The following is a 24,452-nucleotide window of genomic DNA, read 5'->3' as shown; positions in this document are numbered from 1 at the left end:
GCGGATGACCTCCCACCAGCCGGTCCCGGGCCGCCTCCGCGCCCCGGCGCCCGGCTGGACCACCCGGGCCGACGTGGTGGTGGTGGGCTCCGGCATCGCCGGGCTCACCGCTGCCCTCCGCATCCACGCCGCCGACCCCGCGCTGCGCCTGCTCGTCGTCACCAAGGACGTCCTCGCCGCCGGCTCGACGCAGTGGGCGCAGGGCGGGATCGCCGCGGCGCTCGGCCCGGGCGACACCCCCGAGCAGCACGAGCGGGACACCCTCGTCGCCGGGGCCGGTGCCTGCGACGTCGACGCCGTACGCGTCCTGGTGACGGAGGGGCCGGAGGCGGTGCACGAGCTGATCGCCCTCGGCACGCAGTTCGACCACCACCCCGACGGCGAGCTGTCGCTGACCCGGGAGGGCGGCCACCACCGCGACCGGATCGCGCACGCGGGCGGCGACGCCACCGGCGCGGAGATCCAGCGGGCGTTGATCGCCGCGGTCGAGCGGGCGCCGGAGATCGAGGTGATCCAGCACGCGCTGGCCGTCGACCTGCTCCGCGCCGCCGACGGCGGCGTGGCCGGCCTGACGCTGCACGTCCTCGGCGAGGGTCAGCGGGACGGCGTCGGCGCCGTGCTCTGCCGCGCGGTCGTGCTCGCCTCGGGCGGCCTCGGCCAGGTCTTCAGCCAGTCCACCAACCCCAGCGTGTCCACCGGCGACGGGATGGCCGTCGCGATGCGGGCCGGCGCCCGCCTCCGCGACCTCGAGTTCGTCCAGTTCCACCCGACCGTCATGTGGCTCGGCCCCGACTCCCAGGGCCAGCAGCCGCTGATCTCCGAAGCGGTGCGCGGCGAGGGCGCGTTCCTCGTCGACTTCGACGGCAACCGCTTCATGCAGGGCGAGCACCCGCTCGCCGACCTCGCGCCGCGCGACGTGGTCGCGAAGGCGATCACCCGCCGGATGATCGAGACCGGCCGGCCGCACATGTGGCTCGACGCCCGCCACCTCGGTGACGCGTTCTGGGAGCGCCGCTTCCCGACCATCCTCCGCGTCTGCCGCGAGCACGGCGTCGACCCGGTCACCGAGCTGGTGCCGGTCGCGCCCGCGCAGCACTACGCGTCCGGCGGCGTGGCGACCGACCTGTGGGGGCGTACGACGGTCCCGGGCCTCTACGCCACCGGAGAGGTCGCCTGCTCGGGGGTGCACGGTGCCAACCGGCTGGCGTCCAACTCGCTGCTCGAGGGCCTGGTGTTCTCCCGCCGCATCGCCGACGTCCTGCCCGGTGAGCTGCGCGACTGGGCGGACCCGGTCGCCGACGACCGGCCCGAGGGCCTCGTGTCGGGGGAGCGCCGCCGCCCGCTCCAGGAGACGATGACGACGCGGGTCGGGGTGCTGCGCCACGCGGGCGGGCTCGCCGAGGCGCTGGCCCTCCTCGCCTCCCTCGACCACGGCGCGGCCGAGGTCGGGCCCGACGCCTGGGAGACCACCAACCTGCTGACCGTGAGCACCGCCCTCGCCGAGGCCGCCGCGCGGCGGACGGAGACCCGCGGCTCGCACTGGCGCGAGGACTTCCCCGACCGCGACGACACGAAGGCCGGCCACATCGACTCGTGGCTCACCGCGGACGGTGGCGTCGCCGTGGAGTGGACCTACTCGCCGTCCACCGATCCCTCATCTGCCGAGGTGCCCGCATGACGAACCTGCGCGACGTGCCCACCGAGGTCCTCGACGACCTCACCGCAGCGGGGCTCGACCCCGACCACGTCTGGGACGTCGTCTCCCGCGCGCTCATGGAGGACCTCCCCGAGCGACCCCACGTGGACCCGACCAGCGAGTCGACGATCCCGGCCGACGCCCGCGCCGAGGCCGTCTTCGGCGCGCGCGAGCCCGGGGTGGTCGCCGGCCTCGGGGTCGGGGCGGTCGCCTTCTTCATGACCGGCTCCGACGCCACGATCACCGAGCGGCTCCCCGACGGCACGCGCGTGGAGAAGGGCGACGTCGTGATGCGGGTCGAGGGCCTGACCCAGCGGATGCTCGTCGCCGAGCGCACCGCCCTCAACCTCGCCTGCCACCTCTCCGGGATCGCGACCGCCACCTCCCGCTGGGTCGAGGCGCTGGAGGGCTCCCCGACCCGGGTGCTCGACACCCGCAAGACGCTGCCCGGCCTGCGCGCGCTGCAGAAGTACGCCGTCCGCTGCGGCGGCGGGGTCAACCACCGATCCAGCCTCCAGGACATGGCGATGGTCAAGGACAACCACGTGATCGCCGCCGGGGGAGTGCTGCCCGCGCTCGAGGCCATCCGCGGCCGGCACCCGGAGCTGCCCGTCGAGGTGGAGGTGACGACGCTCGACCAGCTCGACGACCTGCTCGCCCTGCCCGAGCCGCCGGAGCGGATCCTGCTCGACAACATGAGCGACGAGCTGATGGCCGACGCCGTACGTCGTACGGCCGGGCGGGTGCCGCTCGAGGCCAGCGGCGGGATCACGCTCGAGCGGGCCGCCCGCATCGGCGCCACCGGCGTCGACTTCGTCTCGGTCGGGGCGCTCACCCACTCGGTCGTCGTCTTCGACATCGGCATGGACCTGACCACCCCACGACCTTCTTCTCCTCCGCTTCGCTCCCCCGAACAACGCCGCGGGGACCCCGGATCCCGATAGAGGTTGGTGCCACATGAGCTTGCTCGCCGCCGACATCGGCAACAGCCACACCTTCCTCGGCCTGCTCGACGGCGAGGAGGTCACCGCCCACTGGCGCGTCAACACCGACGAGCGCCGGACCGCCGACGAGTGGTCGGTGCTGCTCCGCGGGCTGCTCGACGAGCGGCTCGACGACGTGGACGGCATCGTCGTGTGCGCCACGGTCCCGGCGGTGCTGCACGAGTGGCGCGAGATGCTCGAGCGCCACTTCCACGACGTCGTCGCGATCGTCGTCGAGCCCGGCGTGCGCACCGGCATCCCGGTGCTGATGGACAACCCGCGCGAGGTCGGCACCGACCGCATCGTGAACTCGCTGGCCGCGGCGACGATCTACGGCGGTCCCGCCATCGTCGTCGACTTCGGCACCGCGACGACGTTCGACGTCGTCAACGGCAAGGGGCAGTACGTCGGCGGTGCCATCTCGCCCGGCATCGAGATCTCCCTCGAGGCGCTCGGCCGCCGCGGGGCCCAGCTCCGCAAGGTCGAGCTCGCGCGCCCGCGGTCGGTGATCGCCAAGAACACGGTCGAGGCGCTCCAGAGCGGAATGGTCTTCGGTGTGGCGGCACAGGTGGAAGGGCTGGTGGCGCGCATGATCGCCGAGCTCGGAGTTCCGGCCGACGACGTCACCGTCATTTCGACGGGCCATTTGGCAGCGCTTCTCGTCGACGATTGCTCGTGTTTCACCGAGCATTCTCCGTGGCTCACGCTGCAGGGTCTGCGACTCGTATTCGAGCGCAATTCCTGAATAGCCGCGTCAGGGAATTCCTGACTCCTTTGTGCAATTGAAGGACGGCTGCCACACTGCCTTCGACGCGTTCAGAAAAGAGCGCGCGAAAAGCAAAGGAATTCACGATGGCACAAAAGGTCAACATCGTTCTCGTCGACGACCTCGACGGCACCGAGGCCACCGAGACCGTCTCCTTCGGCCTCGACGGCACCACCTACGAGATCGACCTCAACGACGCCAACGCCGCCGCCCTCCGCGAGGCACTGAGCGGCTACGTCGGCCACGCCCGCAAGGTCACCGGTGGCGGCCGGCGCACGCGCCGCTCGTCAGGCGGCTCGTCGTCCTCCTCGTCGTCCTCGAACACCAAGGACGTGCGCGAGTGGGCCAAGTCGCAGGGCATGGAGGTCTCCGAGCGCGGCCGGATCTCCGCCGACGTCCAGCAGGCCTACGACGCGGCCCACTGACGTACGACGTCCCGATCGCCCGGCGAGCCCGTTCGCTGATAGCGGACGGGCTCGTCTGTGCCCCGGGAACACGTAGGCTGATGTCGGGCGTTGAGCCCAGTGTTCGTGCTCCCGTCCCGGCGGGGGGCCAGCGGACCACGCAGACGTAGAGGAGCGCACATGTTCGAGCGGTTCACCGACCGAGCCCGGCGAGTTGTCGTGCTGGCCCAGGAAGAGGCCCGCATGCTCTCCCACAACTACATCGGGACCGAGCACATCCTGCTCGGCCTCATCCACGAGGGCGAGGGCGTCGCAGCCAAGGCCCTCGAGTCCCTCGACATCTCCCTGGAGGCCGTGCGCGCCCAGGTCGAGGAGATCATCGGCCAGGGCCAGCAGGCCCCGTCCGGCCACATCCCGTTCACCCCGCGCGCCAAGAAGGTGCTCGAGCTCTCGCTGCGCGAGGCGCTCCAGCTCGGCCACTCCTACATCGGCACCGAGCACATCCTGCTCGGCCTGATCCGGGAGGGCGAGGGCGTCGCGGCCCAGGTCCTGCAGAAGCTCGGCGCCGACCTCAACCGGGTCCGCCAGCAGGTCATCCAGCTGCTCAGCGGCTTCCAGGGCAAGGAGTCGGCCGCGGCCGGCGCCCAGACCTCCGGCTCCGGCGGCGAGGCGCCCTCGAGCTCGCTGGTCCTCGACCAGTTCGGCCAGAACCTCACCCAGGCCGCTCGCGAGGGCAAGCTCGACCCGGTGATCGGGCGCGAGCAGGAGATCGAGCGCGTCATGCAGATCCTGTCGCGCCGCACGAAGAACAACCCCGTCCTCATCGGCGAGCCCGGCGTGGGCAAGACCACGATCGTGGCCGGCCTCGCGCAGGACATCGTCAAGGGCAACGTGCCCGAGACGCTGAAGGACAAGCAGATCTACACGCTCGACCTCGGCGCGCTCGTCGCCGGCTCGCGCTACCGCGGTGACTTCGAGGAGCGCCTCAAGAAGGTGCTCAAGGAGATCCGCACCCGCGGCGACATCGTGCTGTTCATCGACGAGATCCACACCCTGGTCGGTGCCGGCGCGGCCGAGGGCGCGATCGACGCCGCCAGCATCCTCAAGCCGATGCTGGCCCGCGGCGAGCTGCAGACCATCGGTGCCACGACGCTCGACGAGTACCGCAAGTACCTCGAGAAGGACGCCGCGCTCGAGCGCCGCTTCCAGCCGATCCAGGTGCAGGAGCCCTCGATCGCGCACACCATCGAGATGCTCAAGGGCCTCCGCGACCGCTACGAGGCGCACCACCGCGTCACCATCACCGACGAGGCCCTGGTCTCGGCGGCGACGCTGGCCGACCGCTACATCTCCGACCGGTTCCTGCCGGACAAGGCCATCGACCTCATCGACGAGGCCGGCTCGCGACTGCGCATCCGCCGGATGACTGCGCCGCCGGACCTGCGCGAGTACGACGAGAAGATCGGCGACGTGCGCCAGCGCAAGGAGGCCGCGATCGACGGGCAGGACTTCGAGGCCGCGGCCCGCCTGCGCGACGAGGAGAAGCAGCTGTCCGCCCGCCGCGCCGAGCGCGAGAAGCAGTGGCGCGCCGGTGACCTCGACGAGATCGCCGAGGTCGACGAGGAGCTGATCGCCGAGGTCCTGGCCGTGGCGACCGGCATCCCGATCGTCAAGCTCTCGGAGGAGGAGTCCACCCGTCTGCTCAAGATGGAGGACGAGCTCCACAAGCGCGTCATCGGGCAGGAGGAGGCCGTCAAGGCGCTCTCCCGCGCGATCCGTCGTACGCGTGCCGGGCTCAAGGACCCCAAGCGCCCGGGTGGCTCGTTCATCTTCGCCGGCCCGTCCGGTGTCGGCAAGACGTGGCTGTCCAAGACGCTCGCGGAGTTCCTCTTCGGCGACGAGGACGCGCTCATCCAGCTCGACATGAGCGAGTTCTCCGAGAAGCACACCGTGTCGCGCCTGTTCGGTTCGCCCCCCGGCTACGTCGGTTACGAGGAGGGCGGCCAGCTCACCGAGAAGGTGCGCCGCAAGCCGTTCTCCGTCGTCCTCTTCGACGAGGTCGAAAAGGCCCACCCCGACATCTTCAACAGCCTGTTGCAGATCCTCGAGGAGGGTCGCCTGACGGATTCGCAGGGTCGCGTCGTCGACTTCAAGAACACCGTCATCATCATGACCACCAACCTCGGCACGCGAGACATCTCCAAGAGCGTGAACCTCGGTTTCGGGCAGACCGGCGACGCCGCCGGCTCCTACGAGCGGATGAAGAGCAAGGTGTCGGAGGAGCTCAAGCAGCACTTCCGCCCCGAGTTCCTCAACCGTGTCGACGAGATCGTGGTCTTCCCGCCGCTGTCGCGCGAGCAGATCATCGCGATGGTCGACAACATGATCGACGCGGTGGAGCTGCGGCTCAAGGACCGCGACATGTCGCTGGAGCTCACGCAGGCCGCCAAGGACCTGCTCGCCGAGCGCGGCTTCGACCCGGTCCTCGGAGCCCGTCCGCTGCGCCGCACGGTGCAGCGCGAGATCGAGGACGTGCTCGCCGAGAAGATGCTCTTCGGCGAGGTCGGCCCGGGACAGATCGTCCTGGTCGGCGTCGAGGGCGAGGGCGTGGAGGCGAAGTTCACCTTCAAGGGCCAGAAGAACTCGACCGTCCCCGACATGCCTCCGCTGGAGACCGTCGTGGAGGGCTCGGCAGGCGAGGGTCCGGACGACTCCGCCGGCCCGACCGACGTGCCGAAGTCCAACGAGGCCTGACGCGAGGTCCGACCTCACCTGATCACCCCGGGAGCGCCCAGCGCCCCGGGGTGATCTGCGTCAGGAGCCCGTCGGCGACGAGACCGGTCAGGCACCGCTCGCGCTGCTCCGCCTCCGGCCACGTCCTCTCGACCTGCGCCTCGGTGACGACGTCGTGGTCCCGGGCCAGCGCCATGATCCGGCCGCGGCACTGCCGGTCGGTGCCCGCCCACGCCTGTCCGCGGCGGGGCGGTCCGTCGTACGCCGGGAAGCCGGCGCCGCGCCAGGTGCACTGCGCCGCCACGGGGCAGGCGTCGCAGGACGGCTGGCGGGCGGTGCACACCAGCGCACCGAGCTCCATCGTCGCCACCGCCCACGTCGCGGCCGTGGCGGGGTCGTCGGGCAGCAACGTCGTCGCGACGTCGCGCTCGGCCCGCGTGACGGCCGGCGCGGGGAGCTCGCGCCCGGAGACCGCGCGGGTGAGGACCCGGCGGACGTTGGTGTCGAGCACGACGTGGCGCTGGCCGAAGGCGAAGCTGGCGATCGCCGCGGCGGTGTAGTCGCCGATGCCGGGCAGCGCGAGCAGGTCGTCGTACGACGCCGGCACCTCGCCGCCGTGGCGCTCGACGATCGCCGTCGCCGCGGCGTGGAGGCGCAGCGCGCGGCGTGGGTAGCCGAGCCGGCCCCACATCCGCACCGCCTCGCCGGTCGTGTCACCGGCCAGCGCGGCCGGGGACGGCCAGCGCTCGAGCCACGCGGCGTGCACCGGCAGGACGCGCGCGACGGGCGTCTGCTGCAGCATGAACTCGCTGACCATCACCGACCAGGGCGTCGCGGACGTCCCGCGCCACGGCAGCTCGCGCGCGTGGTCGTCGTACCAGTCGAGCACGGCGTCGTGCAGCGCGCTCGGGGAGGGGGCGTCCATCGCGGCGATCGTAGGTGAGCCGGTGCGCCTCCGCCGAGACGGGGCGGTGGCTACCTAACCTGAGCGCATGCCGACGACCGTACGACCTCGTGGGCCACTGCCGGCCCGGGTCTACTGGACCCGCCGGCTCGTCGTGCTCGCCGTCCCGGTGCTGCTCGTCGTCGTGCTCGCCCGCGTGCTCGGGGGCTCGGCCGACGGCAAGGACCCGGCCACGGCCAGGGCGACGCAGGCCGGTGCCACCACGACGACGACCGCTGCGCCGACCGCCGGCCCGACCGCCGAGGTGGTGACGGGCAAGAAGGGCAAGAAGGGCAAGAAGAACCGCACGGTCGAGACCGTGCCGCCCGAGCCCGTCCTCGCCGAGCCGACCGGTCCGTGCACCGAGTCCGACATCGTCGCGACGCCCGCCCTGGCGTCCGCGGCCGGTGGCGCCGACGTCCCGATCACCATCAACCTCCGCACCGTCACAGCCGAGGCCTGCACCTGGCAGGCGTCGCCGGAGACGATGACCGTCACGATCACCTCCGGCAGCGACTACATCTGGAGCAGCCGGGAGTGCCCCGCGTCGATCCCGCCGCAGGACGTGGTGGTCCGCTCCGCCGTCGACGCCCCGGTCGTCGTCACCTGGTCGGCCAAGCGCTCCGACGAGGGCTGCACGAAGTGGACCGACTGGGCGATGCCCGGCTTCTACCACGTGGAGGCGGCCGCCCTCGGCGGCGACGGCACCGACGTCCAGTTCGAGCTCACCGGCGGCGTGCCCGCCGTGGTCACCACCACGGCCGACCCGCAGAAGCAGGGCGGCAAGAAGAACCGGGACGGCGACACCTCCCACACGCCCGGCGAGGACGGCGCGGGCAACTCCGCCGGCTGACCCCCGCTGGTCGCGGGCGATGGCCGGGGCGGGAAGTCGGACACGTGTGGCGGTTCTGGCCTCCCGCGACCCCGTCGGGATATCTGAGGACGCCGTGAACGTGATTTCGGCGTCAGGCCGACCGGGACGTCCTCAGATATCCCAGCGAGTCGCCGACGGTCTTGCATCGGAAGGGATCTCGACGCGGCCGTCACGACCTCGTTCCTCGGTCGTGGGCCTTGCTCGATCTGGCCGAGCCCACGCCACGAGCTCCTACGTCGCTCGCGGCTGCTCGTCACATCAGATGTAGCGCTCGGTGATGCTCGACTCGGCGAGGCGGGAGAGGCCCTCGCGGACGCTGCGGGCGCGGAGCTCGCCGACGCCCTCGACGGCCTGGAGGTCGTCGATGCCCGCGGAGAGCAGCTGCTGGAGGCCGCCGAAGTGGTCGACGAGCCGGTCGACGACGGCGGCGGGGAGGCGGGGGACCTTGGCGAGGAGCCGGTAGCCGCGCGGTGCGACGGCGGCATCGAGGTGCTCGGCCCCACCGAGGCCGATGGCGCGGGCCACCGAGGCGGGGTCCACGAGCTCAGTCGGGGAGAGCGCCTCGAGCTCCGCGACGTGGGAGGACGGATCGGCCTGCCGGCGACGGCCCCCGGGGAGGTAGTCACGGACGACGAGCTCGCGCTCGGCGTCGACGCCGGTGACGAGCTCCTCGAGCTGGAGGGACAGGAGGCGTCCGTCGGTGCCGAGCTCCAGGACGTAGTCCTCGATCTCGCGCGCGATCCGGATGACCATCTCGAGGCGCTGGGCGACGACGGCGACGTCGCGCACCGTCACGAGGTCCTCGATCTCGAGGGCCGACAGGGTCGCGGAGACCTCGTCGAGACGCAGCTTGTAGCGCTCGAGGGTGGCGAGGGCCTGGTTGGCGCGGGAGAGGATCTTGCCGGAGTCCTCGAGGACGTGGCGGATCTCCCCGACGTAGGCAGCGATGATCTGCATCGACTGCGACACCGAGACGACCGGGTGGCCCGTCTGCTTGGCGACGCGCTCCGCGGTGCGGTGGCGGGTGCCGGTCTCCTCGGACGGGATCGTGTGGTCCGGCATCAGGTGGACCGCCGCGCGGTGGATGCGGGTGATGTCCTTGTCGATGACGATCGCGCCGTCCATCTTGGCCAGCTCGCGCAGGCCGGTGGCGGTGAAGGGGACGTCGAGGGTGAAGCCACCGGTCGAGATCGACTCGACGGTCCGGTCCAGGCCCAGGACGATCAGCGCGCCCGTGCGGCCGCGCAGGATGCGCTCGAGCCCGTCGCGCAGCGGTGTGCCCGGTGCGATCGAGGCCAGGGTCGCGCGCAGCCTCAGCTGCTCGTCGATGCGCTCTGCCACCGGTCCTCCACGTGCTCTCTCCTCGGGCGCCCCCGTGCGCCATCGGGTGAAGTGTAGGGGTGGACGGACCCGATCCACCGATCGTTTCGGCCGCGTCGTCAGAGGGGCGGGGTCAGGTCGAGGGTGAGCAGGGCGCCGAGGACGTCGTCCACCTCGACCACCCGGAGGCCGTCGACCATGCGCCGGGACGGGATCCCGCGCTCGCTCGGCAGCGCCCGCCCGCGGGGGACGACAGCCACCTTGAAGCCGAGCCGCGACGCCTCGGCGATGCGCTGGGGCAGGTCGCGCACCCGGCGCAGCTCGCCGGCCAGGCCGATCTCGCCGATGGCCACGGCGCCCCGCGGTGGTGGCACGCCGAGGTGGGAGCTGGCCACGGCGACCGCGATCGCCAGGTCGGCCGCGGGGTCGTGCAGCTTGGCCCCACCGACGGTCGCGACGAACGTGTCGCTGCCGGCGATCCGGAGCCGTGCGTGCCGCTGGAGGACGGCGAGCACCATGTCGACCCGCGACGACTCCACGCCCGAGACCGTACGACGGGGGCGCTCGAGCGGGGACGGCGTCAGCAGCGCCTGCACCTCGGCCAGCAGGGGCCGGCGGCCCTCCATCGTGACGGCCACGCACGTGCCGGAGACGTCCTGGGTGTGGTGCTCGACGAAGAGCCCGGTGGGGTCGGTCACGGCCGAGATGCCCTCGGAGGAGAGGTCGAAGCAGCCCACCTCGTCGACCGGGCCGTAGCGGTTCTTCATGGCGCGGACCATGCGGAAGCGGGAGTTGCGGTCGCCCTCGAAGTGGAGCACCACGTCGACGAGGTGCTCAAGCACCCGCGGGCCGGCGATCGACCCGTCCTTGGTCACGTGGCCGACGATCATGGTGGTGATGTTGCGGGTCTTGGCGACGCGGATCAGCGCAGCGGCGACCTCCTTGACCTGGGTGACCCCGCCCGGGACGCCGTCGATGCCCGAGGCGCCGATCGTCTGGATCGAGTCGACGACCAGGAGCGTCGGCCGCACCTCCTCGATGTGGGTGAGCACCGCCCCCAGGTCGGTCTCCGCGGCGAGGAACAGCTCGTCGTGCACGCCTCCCGTGCGGTCGGCGCGCAAGCGCACCTGGGCCGCCGACTCCTCGCCGGTGACGTAGAGGGTGCGCTGGCGGGTGCGGGCGGTCTGCGCGGCGACCTCGAGCAGCAGCGTGCTCTTGCCGACTCCGGGCTCGCCGGCCAGCAGGATCGCGGCCCCCGGCACGAGCCCCCCACCGAGGACGCGGTCGAGCTCGGGCACGCCGCTGGCCCGGGCGACCGACTCGGTGACCGCGACCTGACCGATGGGCACCGCGGGCGTCGAGACCGGACCGGCGGCTGCGCGCAGGGTCGGCGCCCCCGCCTCGGCGACCGACCCCCATGCCTGGCACTCCCCGCAGCGGCCGACCCACTTGGCGGTCTCCCACCCGCACTCGGAGCAGCGGTAGGAGGAGCGCACCCGGGCGGTCTTCGTCGACATGGGCCACACGCTAGGCGAGCCCACCGACACCCGGACGCCCGCCGCGCGCGCGACGGCTCACCCGTCGGGCAGGCGTGCGCGAGCGAGGGCGGGGCTTATGCTCACCTCGATTGGATCGATCTAGGGCGATCGTGAGGGGGAGCCATGGCGCGCAACGAGCACCGCACCGGGAGCACGCTGCCCGTGACGCCGCCGACCCTCGCCGACGTCGCCGAGCGCGCCGGCGTCTCGCGGCAGACGGTCTCCAACGCGGTCAACAACCCAGACCTGCTGCGCCCCGACACCCTCGAGCGGGTGCGCCAGACGATCGCGGAGCTCGGCTACTCGCCCAACCGTGCCGCCCGCAACCTCCGCACCCGTACGTCGTCCCTGATCGGTCTGCGCTTCGCCCCCGCCCAGGAGGGCACGGCCAACGCCGCGATGGACCGGTTCGTGCACTCCCTCGTGGAGGCGAGCGAGGGGGTGGGCTACCACGTCCTCCTGTTCCCGGGCGACGACGAGGACCCGGTCGGCGGCTACGACAACCTGCTGCGCTCGACGGCCGTCGACGCGTTCGTCGTCACCGACACCTACCTCGGCAACCCGCAGGCCGCGTGGCTGAGCCAGCAGCGCGCCCCCTTCGTCGCGTTCGGCCGGCCGTGGGACGACGACGAGGCCCGCCACGTGTGGGTCGACGTCGACGGCGCGGCAGGGATCGCGCTCGCCACCCAGCACCTCATCGACCGCGGCCATACCCGCATCGCGTGGATCGGCTGGCGCAAGGACTCCCCGATCGGCGAGGACCGTCGTTCCGGCTGGGTCCGCACGATGCACAGGAACGGGCTCTCCACCACGGGCCTGGCCTCCCGGGTCGAGGACGTCGTCCACAGCGGTGCCGAGGCGGCCGCCGTGCTGCTGGACGAGTCCGCCCCGACGGCGTTCGTCTGCGCGTCCGACACCCTCGCGATGGGCGTCCTCCACACGCTCTGGATCCGGCAGCTCGCTCCCGGCCGCGACATCGGGGTCGTCGGCTTCGACGACTCCCAGGTGGCCCAGGTCTACCCGGTGGGGCTCACGTCCGTGCGCCAGCCGCTCGAGGACGTGGCCGTCGAGATCGTCCGCACCCTGCGGGCGCTTCTCACCCACCAGCCCGTGGAGACGCGTGGCGTCCTCCTCGAGCCGACGCTGGCGATCCGCGAGTCCAGCTGAGGTCGGCTCAGCTCTTCTTCCCACCCTTCTTCCCGAGCTCGGCCTGCGCGGCCGAGGACTTGCGAGGGTTGCTCTCGCCCTCCTTGCTGGCCTTGGCGTTCGCCTTCCGGGCGGTCTTGCTGCCCTTGCCCTTCTCCTCGGCCACGGTTCCTCCTGGGTCTCGGTGTCGTCGGGTGACACCGGGCCGGTACCCCGTGAGCCGGGTCAGTAGTGCCGCCACCAGAGGTTGACCGCGTAGTCGACCTCGGTGCCGGAGTGGGAGGCGAGCGCCTCCTCGGCCGCCTCGGGCGGCAGCTCGATGCGGACGACCGCCTCGAGGTCCTCGCGGCAGGAGAACGACCAGCCCATGTCGACCTGCCGGCGCTGCCAGCCGTGCATCGACCAGAACCGCTCGACCGCGTCGGGATCCACCTCGGGGAAGCCGCGGCGGAACCAGCGCCCGAAGGTGGACCTGGTCGGGTCGTTGTCGACCACGAACGCCGTGCCGCCGCGTCGTACGACCCGGTCGAGCTCGCGCAGGCCGGGCTCCGAGCCGGGGCCGAAGAAGTACGCCCACCGCGCGTGTGCCACGTCGACGGACGCGTCGGGGAGGGGGAGGGCCTGGGCGCCGCCCGCCAGGACGCGGACGTGCGCCAGCGAGCGCGTACGACGACGGGCGAGCGCGACCAGCGGCGGGTGCGGCTCCACGCCGGTCACCTGCGTCGCCGACCGGGCCCAGAGCGGGAGGTGGAAGCCGCTGCCGCACCCGACGTCGAGGACCGTGCGCCCGGCCCAGTCAGCGATCTCGCGCATCGCGGTGGCGATGCGGTCGTGCGGGTCGGCGGCGCGGTTCTCGAGCTCGTAGAGCTCGGGGGTGTTCCAGATGTTCGGTGAGGGCCGAACGCTCAAATACGCACCAGCCCGTTGGGGGTCTGCAGCTGGACGGCGACGATGCCGGGGGTGCCGTTGGGGGCGACCCACTCGACCTTCACGTCCTCCAGGGGCGCCTCGACGGTCTCGCCGAGCCACTCGCTGACGCGCTGCGGGTCACCGGCGATCTCGAGGCAGTCGAGGGAGTACTGCCCGGTCGCGCCGTTGCTGGGGTGCAGGTCCGACGGGGACTGCCACTGGATGAAGAACGGCAGCTGCGGGTCGGACAGCAGGCCGTTGACGCCGATCTGCTGCCACAGCAGCTCGGTGCCGTCGGGACGGCGGCGGTTGCCCTTGACCGCCTCGCGGCCGAGACGGGACTCGATCGGGGCGATGTCGGGGACGGAGACGACCCAGCCCATCCAGCCCCCGCCGAGGGCGGAGCGGGCACGGACGGCCTGGCCGAAGGGAGCCTTGTCGCTGGCCGGGTGGTCGAGGACCTCGACGATCTCCATGTAGATGTCGCCGGCCAGCGGCAGGGTCATGTTGCGGGTGCCGAAACGGGGATGGATCCCACCGTCGACGAAGTCGGTGCCGAGCAGCCCCCCGATGCGCTGGGCGGTGCTGGCAAGTCCATCAGGTCCGGCGGCGAAGCTGACGTGGTCCAGGCGCATGACCAGATTCTGGTCCGCACGCATGTCGCCCTTGACACCGGGGTCCGGTTTCTTGACGTCAAGACGTGCCGGCGAGCCTCAGCATCAGGTCGCGCACGTCGGTGGCGGCCACCGAGCCGGCGACCGCGTCGGGGTCGCTGCACACGAGCATCGGGCCCATCGTGGGGTCCTTCGGCAGCCGTCCGTGGGTGCCGCGGACGGGGGAGGGGTCGAGCGGCACGACCTTCATCGCGTAGCGCAGCCCCGCCAGCTTCTTCGCGAGGGTCAGCCCGGCCTTGAGCTTGACCGCCTTGTCCTCGGGGTCGAAGAAGAGCTCGGCGGGGTCGTAGCCGGGCTTGCGGTGGATCTCGACGCCCTTCGCGAAGTCGGGGGCGCGCTTGTCGTCGAGCCAGTAGTAGTAGGTGAACCAGGCGGTCTCGTCGGCGACGAGCACCAGGTCGCCGGAGCGCTCGTGGTCGAGGCCGTACGCCGCCTGCGCGCCGCGGTCGAGCACCTGGTCGACGCCCGGGAGCTCCGTGCACAGGGCCCGGACCGTCTCGAGGTCGGCGGGGTCGTCGACGTACACGTGCGCGACCTGGTGGTCGGCGACGGCGAAGGCCCGGGAGGTCCACGGGTCGAGGTACTCCATGCCGTCCTGGGTGTAGACCTCGAGCAGGCCGCTGCGGCGCAGCATCCGGTTGACGTCGACGGGCTGGTCGGCGTCGGTGATGCCGTACTCCGAGAGCACCAGCGTGGTGACGCCGGTGCGCTCGGCGTCGTCGAGGAGGGGCGCCAGCGCGGCGTCGACCTCGCGGGCGGCCCGGACGGCCTCGTCGGAGTCGGGGCCGAAGCGCTGGAGGTCGTAGTCGAGGTGCGGGACGTAGCAGAGGGTGAGGTCGCTGCGCGGCATCAGCCGGCGGGTGGCGGCGATGATCCACTCGCTGGAGGCGATCGAGGCGGTCGGGCCCCAGTAGGTGAACAGCGGGAACTCGCCGAGCTCGCCGACGAGCTCGTCGTGGAGCTCGGGCGGGCGGGTGTAGCAGTCGGGTGCCTTCTTGCCGTCGGCGTAGTAGATCGGCCGTGGCGTGACGGTGTAGTCGGTCGTCATGCCCATGGCGTACCACCAGCACACGTTGGCGACGGTGTAGTCGGGCCGCTCGCGGCGGATGGTCTCCCACACCTTCTCGCCGCCGACGAGCTTGTTGTGCTGGCGCCAGAGGAAGACCTCGCCGAGCTCGCGGAAGTACCACCCGTTGCCGACGGCGCCGTGCCCCGACGGCGGCAGGCCGGTGAGGAACGTCGACTGCACCGAGCAGGTCACGGCCGGGAGGATCGGCTCGAGGGTCGCCTGCGAGCCCTTGTCGGCGAGGCGGCGCAGCCGCGGCATGTGCCGGAGCAGGTCGGGGGTGAGGCCGACGAGGTCGACGACGAGCAGCTTGGGGTGGGCCACGGTGGCGTCCTGTCTGAGTGTGGGGGCGGGGCGGGGGAGGGGGTCGTCAGTCGAGCGGGGTGAGGCCGAGCCCGACGAGCTCGTCGCGGACCCAGGCCAGCTCGGCGGCGAGACCGGCAGCGAGGGCGTCGTCGTCGGCGGGAGCGCCGTCGGGGAGCACGGACCAGGTGTAGGTCTCGACCTCGAGGTGGTCGGTGCGGGCGGTGTCGCCACCGAGGAGCGCGGCGAGCGAGGCGCGCAGGTCGTCGCGGCTGTTGCGCAGCGGCGGCGCGGGGTCGGCGTGGACCGGCACGTGGAAGTGCACCCGCCACGGCGAGCGGTCGTCGAGCGGCCGTCGGCCGTCGAGGGCGTCGGGCAGGTCGTCGCGCGACGCGAGACGCTGGCCCACGCGCTGGCGCACCTGGTGCAGGAAGCGGTCCTCGGAGTACGACGTCAGCGCGGCGCGGGCGTCCGGGTCGGCCGGGTCGTCGACCACGAGCGCGGCGGCCGGCTGGACCTTGACCACGTCGAGGCCGGCGGCGTCGAGCCGGGCGAGGGCCTCGGTCGCGTCCTCGAAGCCGACGGCGAGGTGGCAGAGGTCGAGGCACACGCCGATGCGCTCCCGGTCGACGGCGTCGAGCCGCTCCACCGCCTCGGCGATGGTCTCGACGACGCAGCCGGGCTCCGGCTCGAAGGCCAGCCGGATGGTGCGCCCGGTCTCGGCCTCGACCTCGGCCAGCCCCTCGGCGAGGGCCTTGAGGTGCAGCTCGGCGTGCGACTGGCGGTCGGCCAGCCACGGGGAGCGCCAGGCGAGCGGCAGCGTCGAGATGCTGCCCCGGACCGCGTCCTCCGGCATCAGCGCGGCCAGGACGCGCGCGACGTCGAGGGTGTAGTCGAGGCGCGAGCGCTCGGCCCAGGTCGGGTGGTAGACGCGCTTCTTGACGACCTCGTCCTGGAACGCGGCGTACGGGAAGGCGTTGAGGGTGACGATCTCGACCCCGTGCTCGTCGATCGCGTCGCGGAGGCGGGCGACCGCGTCGAGGTCGGAGGCGAGGCGGTGCGCTGCCTGCGCCGGGAGCCACATCCCGAGGCCGACCCGGTCGGTGCCGAGGTGCGCGCGCAGCCGGTCGCCGTACGTGCCCACCTGTGCGATGAGCCCGTCGACGTCCTCGGCCGGCAGGACGTTCGTGCCGTAGCCGAGGTGGACGACCGTGCCGTCGGGGTGCTGCAGCCTCATCGCAGTCAGTCTCCGGTCAGTCGCGCGAGCCGCGCAGGATCGAGTTGCCCTCGAAGGTCGCCGAGGAGTCGGCGCCGGTGTCAGCGTCGTCGGCGAGGTCCGGGTCGACCAGCAGCCGGCCGCTCTGGCCGAAGAACTCGATCGGGTTGCGCCACAGCACGCGGTCGACGTCGTCGGCGGAGAAGCCCGCCTCGAGCATCGCCGCACCGGTCTTCGAGGTCTTGAGCGGGTCGCTGCGACCCCAGTCGGCGGCCGAGTTGACCAGCACGCGGTCGAGGCCGCGACGCTGCAGGATCGCGACCATCCGATGCTCGTCCATCTTGGTGTCGGGGTAGATCGAGAACCCCATCCAGCACCCCGCCTCGTCGACCTGGTCGACCGTGACCTCGTTGAGGTGGTCGACGACGACCATGCCGGGCGCGAGCCCCGACTCTGTGACGAGCTCGAGGGTGCGGCGGGTGCCCTGCTCCTTGTCGCGGTGGGGCGTGTGGACCATCGCCGGGAGCTCGAACTCCACGGCGAGCTCCAGCTGCCGCACGAACGCCTTCTCCTCCTCGACGGTCATCGAGTCGAAGCCGACCTCGCCGACGGCGACGACGCCGTCCTTGGCGAGGTAGCGCGGGAGCACGTCGAGGACCTCGGCGCACCGCGGGTCGTTGGCCTCCTTGGGGTTGAGCGCGATCGTGCAGTGGTGGGCGATCCCGAACTGCGAGGCGCGGAACCGCTCCCAGCCCACGAGGGCGTCGAAGTAGTCGGTGAACGACCCGACCGTGGTGCGCGGCTGGCCCAGCCAGAACGCCGGCTCGACGAGGGCGCGGACGCCGGAGGCGTGCATCGCCTCGTAGTCGTCGGTGGTGCGCGACGTCATGTGGATGTGCGGGTCGAAGATGCGCATCAGGAGTCCTTCGGCTTCTCGGGTGAGGCGGCGCAGGCGTCGAGCACGACCTGCACGTCGGGGGGTACGTCGCGACCGGCGGCCTCGCGCTCGCGCTGGTAGCGCTGGACCATCTCGGCCAGCTCGCGGTCGGCACGGCGCGCGAGCCCGGTGACCGCCGCGACGGGGACACCGGTGAAGAGGCACTTGAGCACGCCCTGGCGCCAGGAGTCGTCGTCGAGCCGGTCGCTGTGCGGGCCCATCGCGGCGGCGACGAGACGGGTGTCGTTGGTGCGCAGCGCGTCGAGCAGCAGGTCGGTGCCGTCGACCTCGTCAGGCGCCCCGGCGAGGGCGTGCAGGACCGCCCGCTTCTCGTCGCTGTCGCCGTAGCGGTAGACCTCGCGCAGCTCGGCCAGGAGCGCCTCGGGGTCGAGGGAGCGGGCCGCCGCCCGGACGAGGGAGACGCGGACCGCGTCCTCGAGCAGGACGTCGTCGGCCCCGGCGAGCGGTCCCCGCCCGGTCTTCCGGGCGGTCGCAGGGAAGGTCCGGCCCAGCCGGGACGGGTCCTCGGACACCTCGGCGACGAGCGCCTCGAGCTGCGCCCGGGCGCCGTCGTCGAGGGCGCGCCGGATGGTGTCGTCGTCGGCCAGCGGCCGGATCTCGGTCACGGCGTGGCTCCTTCCGTGTCGGACTCGGCGAGGCGGGACAGCGAGGCGCGCAGCGCGCCGATCTGCCGCGCGGCGACCTTGGGCGCCGCGTGGGAGTGGCGGGGGAGCTCGACGCTCGCGAGGCCGGTGAAGCCGGTGGCCAGCAGGGCGCGGAGGACCGCATCGAGGTCGAGCGTGCCGGTGCCGAGCTCGAGGTGCTCGTGGACGTCGCGCACCATGTCGTCGACCTGCACGTTGCCGATGAGCGGACCGGCGAGCGCGACCGACGCCTCCGGGCTGCGCGGCTCGTTGCACACGAGGTGGCCCAGGTCGAGGGTCAGGCGGAGGTGGTCGGGCTCCCCGAGCCGGCGGCGCAGCTCGAGGGCCTCGTCGACCGTGTCGACGTGCATGCCGGGCTCGGGCTCGAAGCAGACGGTGACGCCGAGCTCGTGCGCGAGGTCGAGCACGGGGCCGAGGCCGTCGGTGAGCCGCCGCCAGCCGTCCTCGGTGCTGGAACCCTCGGGCAGGACGCCCGACCAGCACGACATCGCCTCGGCGCCCAGCTCGGCCGCGATGCGGACGGCACGGGTCAGCAGCTCGATCCGGGGCCCGCGGTCGCCGTTGCTGACCAGGGTCGGCTCGTGCTTGTGCCACGGGTCGAGGACGTAGCGCGAGCCGGTCTCGATGACGACGGCCAGGCCGTGGTCGGCGAGCGACTTCGCGGCGCGCGCCGTCTGGGCGACGGCGTCGTCGGCGAACGGATCGAGGTGCGGCTGGTCGAGGGTCAGGGCGACGCCGTCGTAGCCGAGGCCGGCGATCACCGCGCAGGCGTCGGGGAACCGGTGGCCGGAGAAGCCGTTGCTGCCGTAGCCCAGGCGCAGCCGGCGCTGCTCGTGCTGCTCCGCGGCGCTCACGTCGGGCTCCAGCGGCGGGACAGGGCGCGGTAGGCGGGACCCGCGCCGACGACGGTCGCGGCGGCAGCGAGCCTGCCGCGACGCGCGAGCCACGCCCCTTGGAGCAGCGAGAACCCGCCGATCCCGGTGCGGGTGGCGGCGCGGGCGGCCTCGGCCGTGGGCTGCTGGGCCGCGCGGGCCTGGGCGCGGCCGACCACGACGGCGTACGCCGCCGACAGGCCCACGCCGGCTGCGCGCGCGAGGCGGCCGGCGTGCGGGTCGTGGAATGCCGCATGGGCCGTGGCTGCGGCGACGGCGACGGTGCCGGCGGCGACGGCGCCCGCGACCTCCGGCCGGGTGCCGTGGACCTCGCCGCGGCTGAGCCAGGTGAGCCCGGCGGTGTGGGCGGTCATCGCGAGGGCGGGCTGCCAGGCGCTGGCCGGCGAGGCGTGCGCGCCGAGGAGGACGTCGAGCCCCCGGGTCGAGGCCATCGCGATCGGCCCGACGGCCGCGTCCTTCGCCACGGCGTCGTAGGCCACCACCATGAGGGCGAGCGGGGCCGCGACGGCGACGGCTGACCGCCCGCCGACCAGGGCGGCGACGCCGAGGCCGACGGCACCGAGCCCGGCAGCGACGGCCAGGGCGGCGTCGGGGCTGATCCGGCCCGAGGGGATCGGGCGCTCGGGGCGCTCCTCGGCGTCGACGTGGCGGTCGCACCAGTCGTTGAAGGCCATGCCGGACCAGTAGAGGCAGGTGGAGGCGACCGGCATCGCCCAGCCCCGCGCGGTCGACGCCGCGTGCGCCGCACCGGACCAGGCGTCTCCGGGGATGGAGAACGCGGCGGGGGCGCGGGTCAGCTCGACGAGGTCGGCGACCCTCACGTCGTCACCCGGTCGGCGCACTCCGTCGACCAGGCGAGCAGGGCGTCCCACTGCTGCGCGAGTCGGTGCTCCTGCGAGCCGATCGGCTGCTTGAAGAAGAAGCCGAGGGCGGCCAGCGGGCCGGTCTCGCCGACGGCCGCGGCCCGCGCCGTGAGGCGCGCGAGGTCGAGCACCAGCGGCGCCGCGAGGGCGGAGTCGCAGCCCTCCCAGGTGAACTGCATCGTCATCCGGGTGCCGAGGAAGCCGTCGAAGCGGACGTGGTCCCAGGCGGTCTTCCAGTCGCCGAGGTCCTCGACGTAGTCGATGTGCATCGGGCCGGGCACCGGGTGGCCGAGCATCGACTCCAGGCCCGAGCGCTTGGTGCTGGTCTTGCTCTCGCGAGCCGCCGGGTCGGACAGGGTGGACCCGTCGCCGCCGCCGAGCAGGTTGATCGAGGTCCACGACCGGACGGCCAGCGACCGGGTGGAGAACATCGGCGCCAGCGCCGACTTCACCAGGGTCTCGCCGGTCTTGCCGTCGCTTCCGGCGTAGGGGAGCCCGCGCTTCGCAGCGAGCTCGAGGAGGGCGGGTACGTCGATGCCGGGGCTCGGCGTGAAGGCGACGTAGGCAGCTCCCGCGAGCACGGCGGCGCAGGCGTAGACCGAGCTCGGCGACAGCGGCGCGCGGCCGGCCGACCAGGCGGCCTCGAGGTCCGCCCAGCTGGCGGCGTCGTTGCCGGCGTCGTGCGGGGGCTCGGTGCTCGAGACGTCGATGACGACGACGCGGTCGACCGCGGCGGCGAACTCGCGGATGTCGTCCGCCAGCCGCTCCACGTCGGCCCGCTGGTCGGTGGAGTCGCCCTGGCGCACCCCCGGTCGCAGCCGGGACTCGGTCGCCTCGAGCTCGGCGGCGACCTGGTGGGCGAGGATGCCCGGCACCACGCCGCCCGCCACGAGGCGCTCGGCCTGCTTGACGAGGGGGAGGGTGTCGACGTCGTGGCCGCCCACGACGATGTCGGCGTAGGCCGGCAGCCCGCGCGCGTCGAGGTCGGGATGGGCGCAGACGCAGCCGGTCTCGTCGGTCAGGTGGGCGGCGAGGGCGCTCAGGCCGATGGTCGCGGTCGTCGCGAGGGAGCCGCGGGCGCCGATGAACCAGATGCCGAGACTGCCGTCAGGACCGTTGTGCTCGGTCCGCGTGTTGGGGGAGGGTGCCACCTGTCGAAGGTAATGCACGTCACAACCACTTTCAACGCCGGGTCCAGCACTTTTGCGTGGCCCTCGCTCAAAAGTGCTGCGGTGACGCGGGGTGCAGTGCGAGCGCGGAACGAGAAACCACGTGCGCCTCGCAGTGGCGGACGAGCTCGGCGTACGCCTCGGGGCCCATCAGCTCGACCAGCTCGGGCTCGTTCGTGACGTAGACCGGCTCGGGCGCGACGTGCGCCTCGGTGTTGCCGGAGCAGTACCAGTCGAGGTCGTGCCCGCCCGGGCCCCAGCCGCGCCGGTCGTACTCGCCGATCGAGACCTCGGTGTACGCGGTCCCGTCCTGGCGCTCGACCTCCCGGAACTGGCGGCGGATGGGCAGCTGCCAGCACACGTCCGGCTTGGTCTCCAGGGGGTTGCGGCCCTGGCGCAGCGCGAGGCCGTGGAGCGCACAGCCGGCGCCGACGTGCCCGGCGGACGTGGTGAAGTCGGTGCGGTTGTGGAACACGCACGCCTGCTGGCCGTCGACCTCGACGACGCGCGTCTTGCGCTCGCCGTCGTCGTCGGTCTCGATCCAGTCGGCCTTGCGCACCGTCCGCCCGGGGTGGAGCTGCCAGTCCTCCGGGGTGAGCTCGGCGACGAAGCCCGCGACGCGCTTCTCGTCGTCCCGGTCGGCGAAGTGCGCGCCGAGCGTGCAGCAGCCCACGTCGGGGGCGTCCGCGTAGATCCCCTGGCATCCCTGGCCGAAGATGCAGGTGTAGGCCGAGGTCAGCCACGTCAGGTCGCAGCGGAACACCTGCGAGTCGTCGGCGGGATCGACGAACTCCACGAACGCGCGGGGGAAGACCAGGTCGACTTCGGGCACGTGACAACCCTAGTAGCGTGGCGAGCATGCGCCTGGGCGTCCTCGACATCGGATCCAACACCGGCCACCTGCTCGTGGTGGACGCGCACGGTGGCGCCGCCCCGCTCCCCGCCTCGTCGCACAAGCAGCCGCTGCGCCTGGCCGAGCACCTCGACGAGGACGGCGCGGTCACCAAGAAGGGCATCAAGGCCCTCACCGACTTCTGCGCCTCCGCGACGCGGATCGCCGAGGACAAGGGCTGCGAGGAGATGCTCGGCTTCGCGACCTCGGCCGTGCGTGACTCGGTCAACTCCGACGAGGTGCTCGCCCACGTCGAGGAGCACAGCGGCGTGGCGCTCGAGGTGCTGTCGGGGGAGGACGAGGCGCGCCTGACGTTCCTGGCCGTACGCCGGTGGTTCGGCTGGTCGGCCGGCCGGCTCGCGGTGTTCGACATCGGCGGCGGCTCGCTCGAGATCGCCGGCGGCACCGACGAGGCGCCCGACGTCGCCTGGTCGCTGCCGCTGGGCGCGGCCCGGATGGCGCGCGCCTGGTTCGGCGGCGGCCGGCCCTCCGACGACGACGTGCGCGAGCTGCGCAAGCAGGTGCGCGCCGAGATCGCCCGCGACGCCGGCCACCTGCTGCGCCCGGGCCTGCCCGACCGGGCGGCGGCGACCTCGAAGACCTTCCGCTCGCTGGCCCGGATCTGCGGTGCCGCCCCGAGCGGCGACGGCCCCCTGGTGCCGCGGTCGCTCGAGCTCGAGACGCTCTCGGACTGGATCCCCAAGCTGATGGACATGTCCGCCGACGAGCTCGCCGAGCTGCCCGGGGTCTCCCCGAGCCGCACGCACCAGATCGTGCCCGGCGCCCTCGTCGCCGAGGCGTGCATGGACATCTTCGACCTGACGGAGCTGGAGATCTGCCCGTGGGCGTTGCGCGAGGGCGTGATCCTCGAGCGCCTCGACCAGATCTCGGTCGTCACCAGGGTGCGTTGAGGATGGCCACGTCCGTGCCGTTGATCGGCCTGTCCACCGCCTCGGTCTACCCCGAGTCGACGGCGCACGCCTTCGGGTGGGCGGCGCAGCTCGGCTACGACGCGGTGGAGGTGATGGTCGGCATCGACTCGCTGAGCCAGCAGGTCGACGCCGTGAAGAAGCTCAGCGACCACCACCAGGTCCCGATCTGCGCCGTCCACGCCCCCTGCCTGCTGTTCACGCAGCGGGTCTGGGGCACCGACCCGTGGGTCAAGCTGGGGAGGTCGGCCGAGATGGCCGACGCGGTCGGCGCCGACGTGGTCGTCGTGCACCCGCCGTTCCGGTGGCAGAAGGACTACGCCGCGGGGTTCGTGGAGGGCATCGCGTCCCTCGAGGCCCGCACCGGCATCGCCTTCGCAGTCGAGAACATGTACCCCTGGCGGGCGTCCTCGCGCCGGGCGATGGAGATGTACCTCCCCGGCTGGGACCCCAGCTCCGAGGACTACGCCAACACCACGATCGACCTGTCCCACGCGGCCATCGCCCGCAGTGACGTCATCGAGATGGCCGACCGGATGGGCGACAGCCTCCGCCACGTCCACCTCACCGACGGCACCGGCTCGGCCAAGGACGAGCACCTCGTCCCCGGTCGCGGTGTGATGAAGGCCGAGGCGTTCCTGCGCCACCTGGCGGGCCGCGGCTTCTCGGGTCATGTCGTGCTCGAGATCAACACCCGACGGGCCGCCAACCGGGCCGAGCGCGAGGCCGACCTGGCCGAGTCGCTGGAGTTCGCCCGCGCGCACCTCGCCGTACCCACGCCGTGAGCGCGCGCACGTCCCGGGGCCGGCGTCCCGGGGCTCCCGACACCCGGGCCGAGGTCCTCGCCGCCGCGCGGGCGTCGTTCGCCGAGAAGGGCTTCCGCGGTACGACGATCCGCGCGGTCGCGGCCGCCGCCGGTGTCGACCCCGCGCTCGTGCACCACTACTTCGGCAGCAAGGACGACCTGTTCGTCGCAGCGCTCGAGATCCCCGTCGACCCCCGCGAGGTGCTCGCGCCCGTGGTCGCCGCCGGCCCGGACGGCGCCGGCGAGCGCCTGCTCCGCACGTTCCTGTCGGTCTGGGACGACCCGGACGTCCAGCCGGGCCTGCTCGCGATGGTGCGCTCCCTCATCGCCGACGACTCGGGCGGGCTGGTGCGCGACGCCTTCATCCCGGTCGTCGTCGGCCCGGTGCTGGCCGGGCTCGTCCCCGACCGGCCCGAGGTGCGGATCCCGCTCGTGGCCAGCCAGGTCGTCGGGCTCATCGTCGCGCGCTACGTGATCGCCCTGCCGCCGATGGCCCAGATGCCGGCCGACGACGTCGTGGCCCGCGTCGGCCCGGTGCTCCAGCACTACCTGACCGGCGACCTGCCCTAGCCGGCGTACGCCTTGGTGCCTCACCGAGCGGTGAGTGAGACACCTTCTGCGCGCGGAAAAGGTGTCTCACCCACCGCCGGGTCACGGGATGCGGAGCCAGCGGTGAGCCAGACAGGTTCTGCGCGCGGAAAACCTGCCGCACTCACCGCTCGAGCGGG

General features: G+C 72.8%; 24 protein-coding genes. 10 read left to right on the top strand and 14 right to left on the bottom strand.

Features of this window, described 5'->3' with window-relative positions; genetic code table 11:
• Nucleotides 1–4: 4 nt before the first annotated feature.
• The 5 genes from AC3A3L_RS05385 to AC3A3L_RS05365 all read left to right on the top strand — a co-directional run bounded on the left by AC3A3L_RS05385 (nt 5) and on the right by AC3A3L_RS05365 (nt 6,603).
• Nucleotides 5–1,678 carry an L-aspartate oxidase gene (locus AC3A3L_RS05385; protein WP_487638985.1) on the top strand — a complete coding sequence of 558 codons (1,674 nt, stop codon included), beginning with the start codon at nt 5–7 and terminating at the stop codon, nt 1,676–1,678.
• Nucleotides 1,675–2,640 carry a carboxylating nicotinate-nucleotide diphosphorylase gene (nadC, locus tag AC3A3L_RS05380; RefSeq protein ID WP_487638984.1) on the top strand — a complete coding sequence of 322 codons (966 nt, stop codon included), beginning with the start codon at nt 1,675–1,677 and terminating at the stop codon, nt 2,638–2,640. The genes AC3A3L_RS05385 and nadC overlap by 4 nt, the downstream gene beginning before the upstream one ends.
• Before the next feature lie 13 nt (nt 2,641–2,653).
• The gene (locus AC3A3L_RS05375) at nt 2,654–3,424 is read left to right on the top strand and encodes a type III pantothenate kinase (RefSeq protein ID WP_487638983.1); all 771 of its coding nucleotides are present in this window, start codon (nt 2,654–2,656) and stop codon (nt 3,422–3,424) included.
• A 107-nt stretch (nt 3,425–3,531) separates the two neighbouring features.
• Entirely contained in the window at nt 3,532–3,870 is a 339-nt protein-coding gene (locus AC3A3L_RS05370) for a histone-like nucleoid-structuring protein Lsr2 (RefSeq protein ID WP_487638982.1), read from the top strand.
• A 159-nt stretch (nt 3,871–4,029) separates the two neighbouring features.
• Nucleotides 4,030–6,603: an ATP-dependent Clp protease ATP-binding subunit gene (locus tag AC3A3L_RS05365; RefSeq protein ID WP_487638981.1), complete on the top strand. Its 2,574-nt coding sequence runs from the start codon at nt 4,030–4,032 to the stop codon at nt 6,601–6,603.
• Between the two features lie 22 nt (nt 6,604–6,625).
• Here AC3A3L_RS05365 and AC3A3L_RS05360 read toward each other — a convergent pair whose 3' ends face one another.
• On the bottom strand, nt 6,626–7,507 hold the full coding sequence (locus AC3A3L_RS05360; RefSeq protein ID WP_487638980.1) for an HhH-GPD family protein: 882 nt from the start codon (nt 7,505–7,507) through the stop codon (nt 6,626–6,628).
• A gap of 67 nt (nt 7,508–7,574) precedes the next feature.
• Here AC3A3L_RS05360 and AC3A3L_RS05355 point away from each other — a divergent pair, with 67 nt between their 5' ends.
• Nucleotides 7,575–8,378: a hypothetical protein gene (locus AC3A3L_RS05355; protein WP_487638979.1), complete on the top strand. Its 804-nt coding sequence runs from the start codon at nt 7,575–7,577 to the stop codon at nt 8,376–8,378.
• A 279-nt stretch (nt 8,379–8,657) separates the two neighbouring features.
• On the opposite strand, the gene disA is transcribed toward AC3A3L_RS05355, so the two are convergent.
• Both disA and radA read right to left on the bottom strand, forming a co-directional pair.
• Nucleotides 8,658–9,740: a DNA integrity scanning diadenylate cyclase DisA gene (gene disA / locus AC3A3L_RS05350; protein WP_487638978.1), complete on the bottom strand. Its 1,083-nt coding sequence runs from the start codon at nt 9,738–9,740 to the stop codon at nt 8,658–8,660.
• Between the two features lie 98 nt (nt 9,741–9,838).
• Nucleotides 9,839–11,236, bottom strand: a complete 1,398-nt coding sequence (radA, locus tag AC3A3L_RS05345; protein WP_487638977.1) for a DNA repair protein RadA — start codon at nt 11,234–11,236, stop codon at nt 9,839–9,841.
• Between the two features lie 144 nt (nt 11,237–11,380).
• Here radA and AC3A3L_RS05340 point away from each other — a divergent pair, with 144 nt between their 5' ends.
• Complete coding sequence (locus AC3A3L_RS05340; RefSeq protein ID WP_487638976.1) at nt 11,381–12,424, top strand: LacI family DNA-binding transcriptional regulator; 1,044 nt, start codon at nt 11,381–11,383, stop codon at nt 12,422–12,424.
• A 7-nt stretch (nt 12,425–12,431) separates the two neighbouring features.
• On the opposite strand, the gene AC3A3L_RS05335 is transcribed toward AC3A3L_RS05340, so the two are convergent.
• The 11 genes from AC3A3L_RS05335 to AC3A3L_RS05285 all read right to left on the bottom strand — a co-directional run bounded on the left by AC3A3L_RS05335 (nt 12,432) and on the right by AC3A3L_RS05285 (nt 21,930).
• The gene (locus AC3A3L_RS05335; RefSeq protein WP_487638975.1) at nt 12,432–12,569 is read right to left on the bottom strand and encodes a hypothetical protein; all 138 of its coding nucleotides are present in this window, start codon (nt 12,567–12,569) and stop codon (nt 12,432–12,434) included.
• Between the two features lie 59 nt (nt 12,570–12,628).
• Nucleotides 12,629–13,312, bottom strand: coding sequence for a class I SAM-dependent methyltransferase (locus AC3A3L_RS05330; protein WP_487638974.1), 684 nt, complete (start codon nt 13,310–13,312; stop codon nt 12,629–12,631).
• The gene (locus tag AC3A3L_RS05325; RefSeq protein WP_487638973.1) at nt 13,309–13,947 is read right to left on the bottom strand and encodes a VOC family protein; all 639 of its coding nucleotides are present in this window, start codon (nt 13,945–13,947) and stop codon (nt 13,309–13,311) included. Before AC3A3L_RS05325 ends, AC3A3L_RS05330 begins: the two co-directional genes overlap by 4 nt.
• A gap of 58 nt (nt 13,948–14,005) precedes the next feature.
• Nucleotides 14,006–15,376, bottom strand: coding sequence for an alkaline phosphatase family protein (locus AC3A3L_RS05320; protein WP_487638972.1), 1,371 nt, complete (start codon nt 15,374–15,376; stop codon nt 14,006–14,008).
• A 46-nt stretch (nt 15,377–15,422) separates the two neighbouring features.
• A complete protein-coding gene (eboE, locus tag AC3A3L_RS05315; RefSeq protein ID WP_487638971.1) occupies nt 15,423–16,592 on the bottom strand; it encodes a metabolite traffic protein EboE in 1,170 nt (389 codons plus the stop codon).
• Nucleotides 16,593–16,608: 16 nt separating this feature from the next.
• Complete coding sequence (locus AC3A3L_RS05310) at nt 16,609–17,487, bottom strand: TatD family hydrolase (protein WP_487638970.1); 879 nt, start codon at nt 17,485–17,487, stop codon at nt 16,609–16,611.
• Complete coding sequence (locus AC3A3L_RS05305; protein WP_487638969.1) at nt 17,487–18,134, bottom strand: EboA domain-containing protein; 648 nt, start codon at nt 18,132–18,134, stop codon at nt 17,487–17,489. Before AC3A3L_RS05305 ends, AC3A3L_RS05310 begins: the two co-directional genes overlap by 1 nt.
• Complete coding sequence (locus tag AC3A3L_RS05300) at nt 18,131–19,027, bottom strand: sugar phosphate isomerase/epimerase family protein (RefSeq protein ID WP_487638968.1); 897 nt, start codon at nt 19,025–19,027, stop codon at nt 18,131–18,133. The genes AC3A3L_RS05305 and AC3A3L_RS05300 overlap by 4 nt, the downstream gene beginning before the upstream one ends.
• Nucleotides 19,024–19,887 (bottom strand): SCO3242 family prenyltransferase, encoded by an 864-nt coding sequence (locus AC3A3L_RS05295; protein ID WP_487638967.1) that lies wholly within the window; start codon nt 19,885–19,887, stop codon nt 19,024–19,026. Before AC3A3L_RS05295 ends, AC3A3L_RS05300 begins: the two co-directional genes overlap by 4 nt.
• A complete protein-coding gene (locus tag AC3A3L_RS05290; RefSeq protein ID WP_487638966.1) occupies nt 19,884–21,080 on the bottom strand; it encodes an inositol-3-phosphate synthase in 1,197 nt (398 codons plus the stop codon). The genes AC3A3L_RS05295 and AC3A3L_RS05290 overlap by 4 nt, the downstream gene beginning before the upstream one ends.
• Before the next feature lie 67 nt (nt 21,081–21,147).
• Entirely contained in the window at nt 21,148–21,930 is a 783-nt protein-coding gene (locus AC3A3L_RS05285; RefSeq protein ID WP_487638965.1) for a DUF3109 family protein, read from the bottom strand.
• Nucleotides 21,931–21,956: 26 nt separating this feature from the next.
• On the opposite strand from AC3A3L_RS05285, the gene AC3A3L_RS05280 reads away from it, so the two are divergent.
• The 3 genes from AC3A3L_RS05280 to AC3A3L_RS05270 are packed head-to-tail and all read left to right on the top strand — an operon-like array spanning nt 21,957 to nt 24,294.
• Nucleotides 21,957–22,901 (top strand): Ppx/GppA family phosphatase, encoded by a 945-nt coding sequence (locus AC3A3L_RS05280; RefSeq protein ID WP_487638964.1) that lies wholly within the window; start codon nt 21,957–21,959, stop codon nt 22,899–22,901.
• A 2-nt stretch (nt 22,902–22,903) separates the two neighbouring features.
• Complete coding sequence (locus AC3A3L_RS05275; protein ID WP_487638963.1) at nt 22,904–23,704, top strand: sugar phosphate isomerase/epimerase family protein; 801 nt, start codon at nt 22,904–22,906, stop codon at nt 23,702–23,704.
• Nucleotides 23,701–24,294, top strand: a complete 594-nt coding sequence (locus AC3A3L_RS05270) for a TetR/AcrR family transcriptional regulator (protein ID WP_487638962.1) — start codon at nt 23,701–23,703, stop codon at nt 24,292–24,294. Before AC3A3L_RS05275 ends, AC3A3L_RS05270 begins: the two co-directional genes overlap by 4 nt.
• Nucleotides 24,295–24,452: the final 158 nt, after the last annotated feature.

The organism is Nocardioides sp. Soil_C_8 (assembly GCF_057656315.1).
Note: the sequence above shows the minus strand (reverse complement) of the source record. Positions and strands in the feature narration are given on the sequence as shown.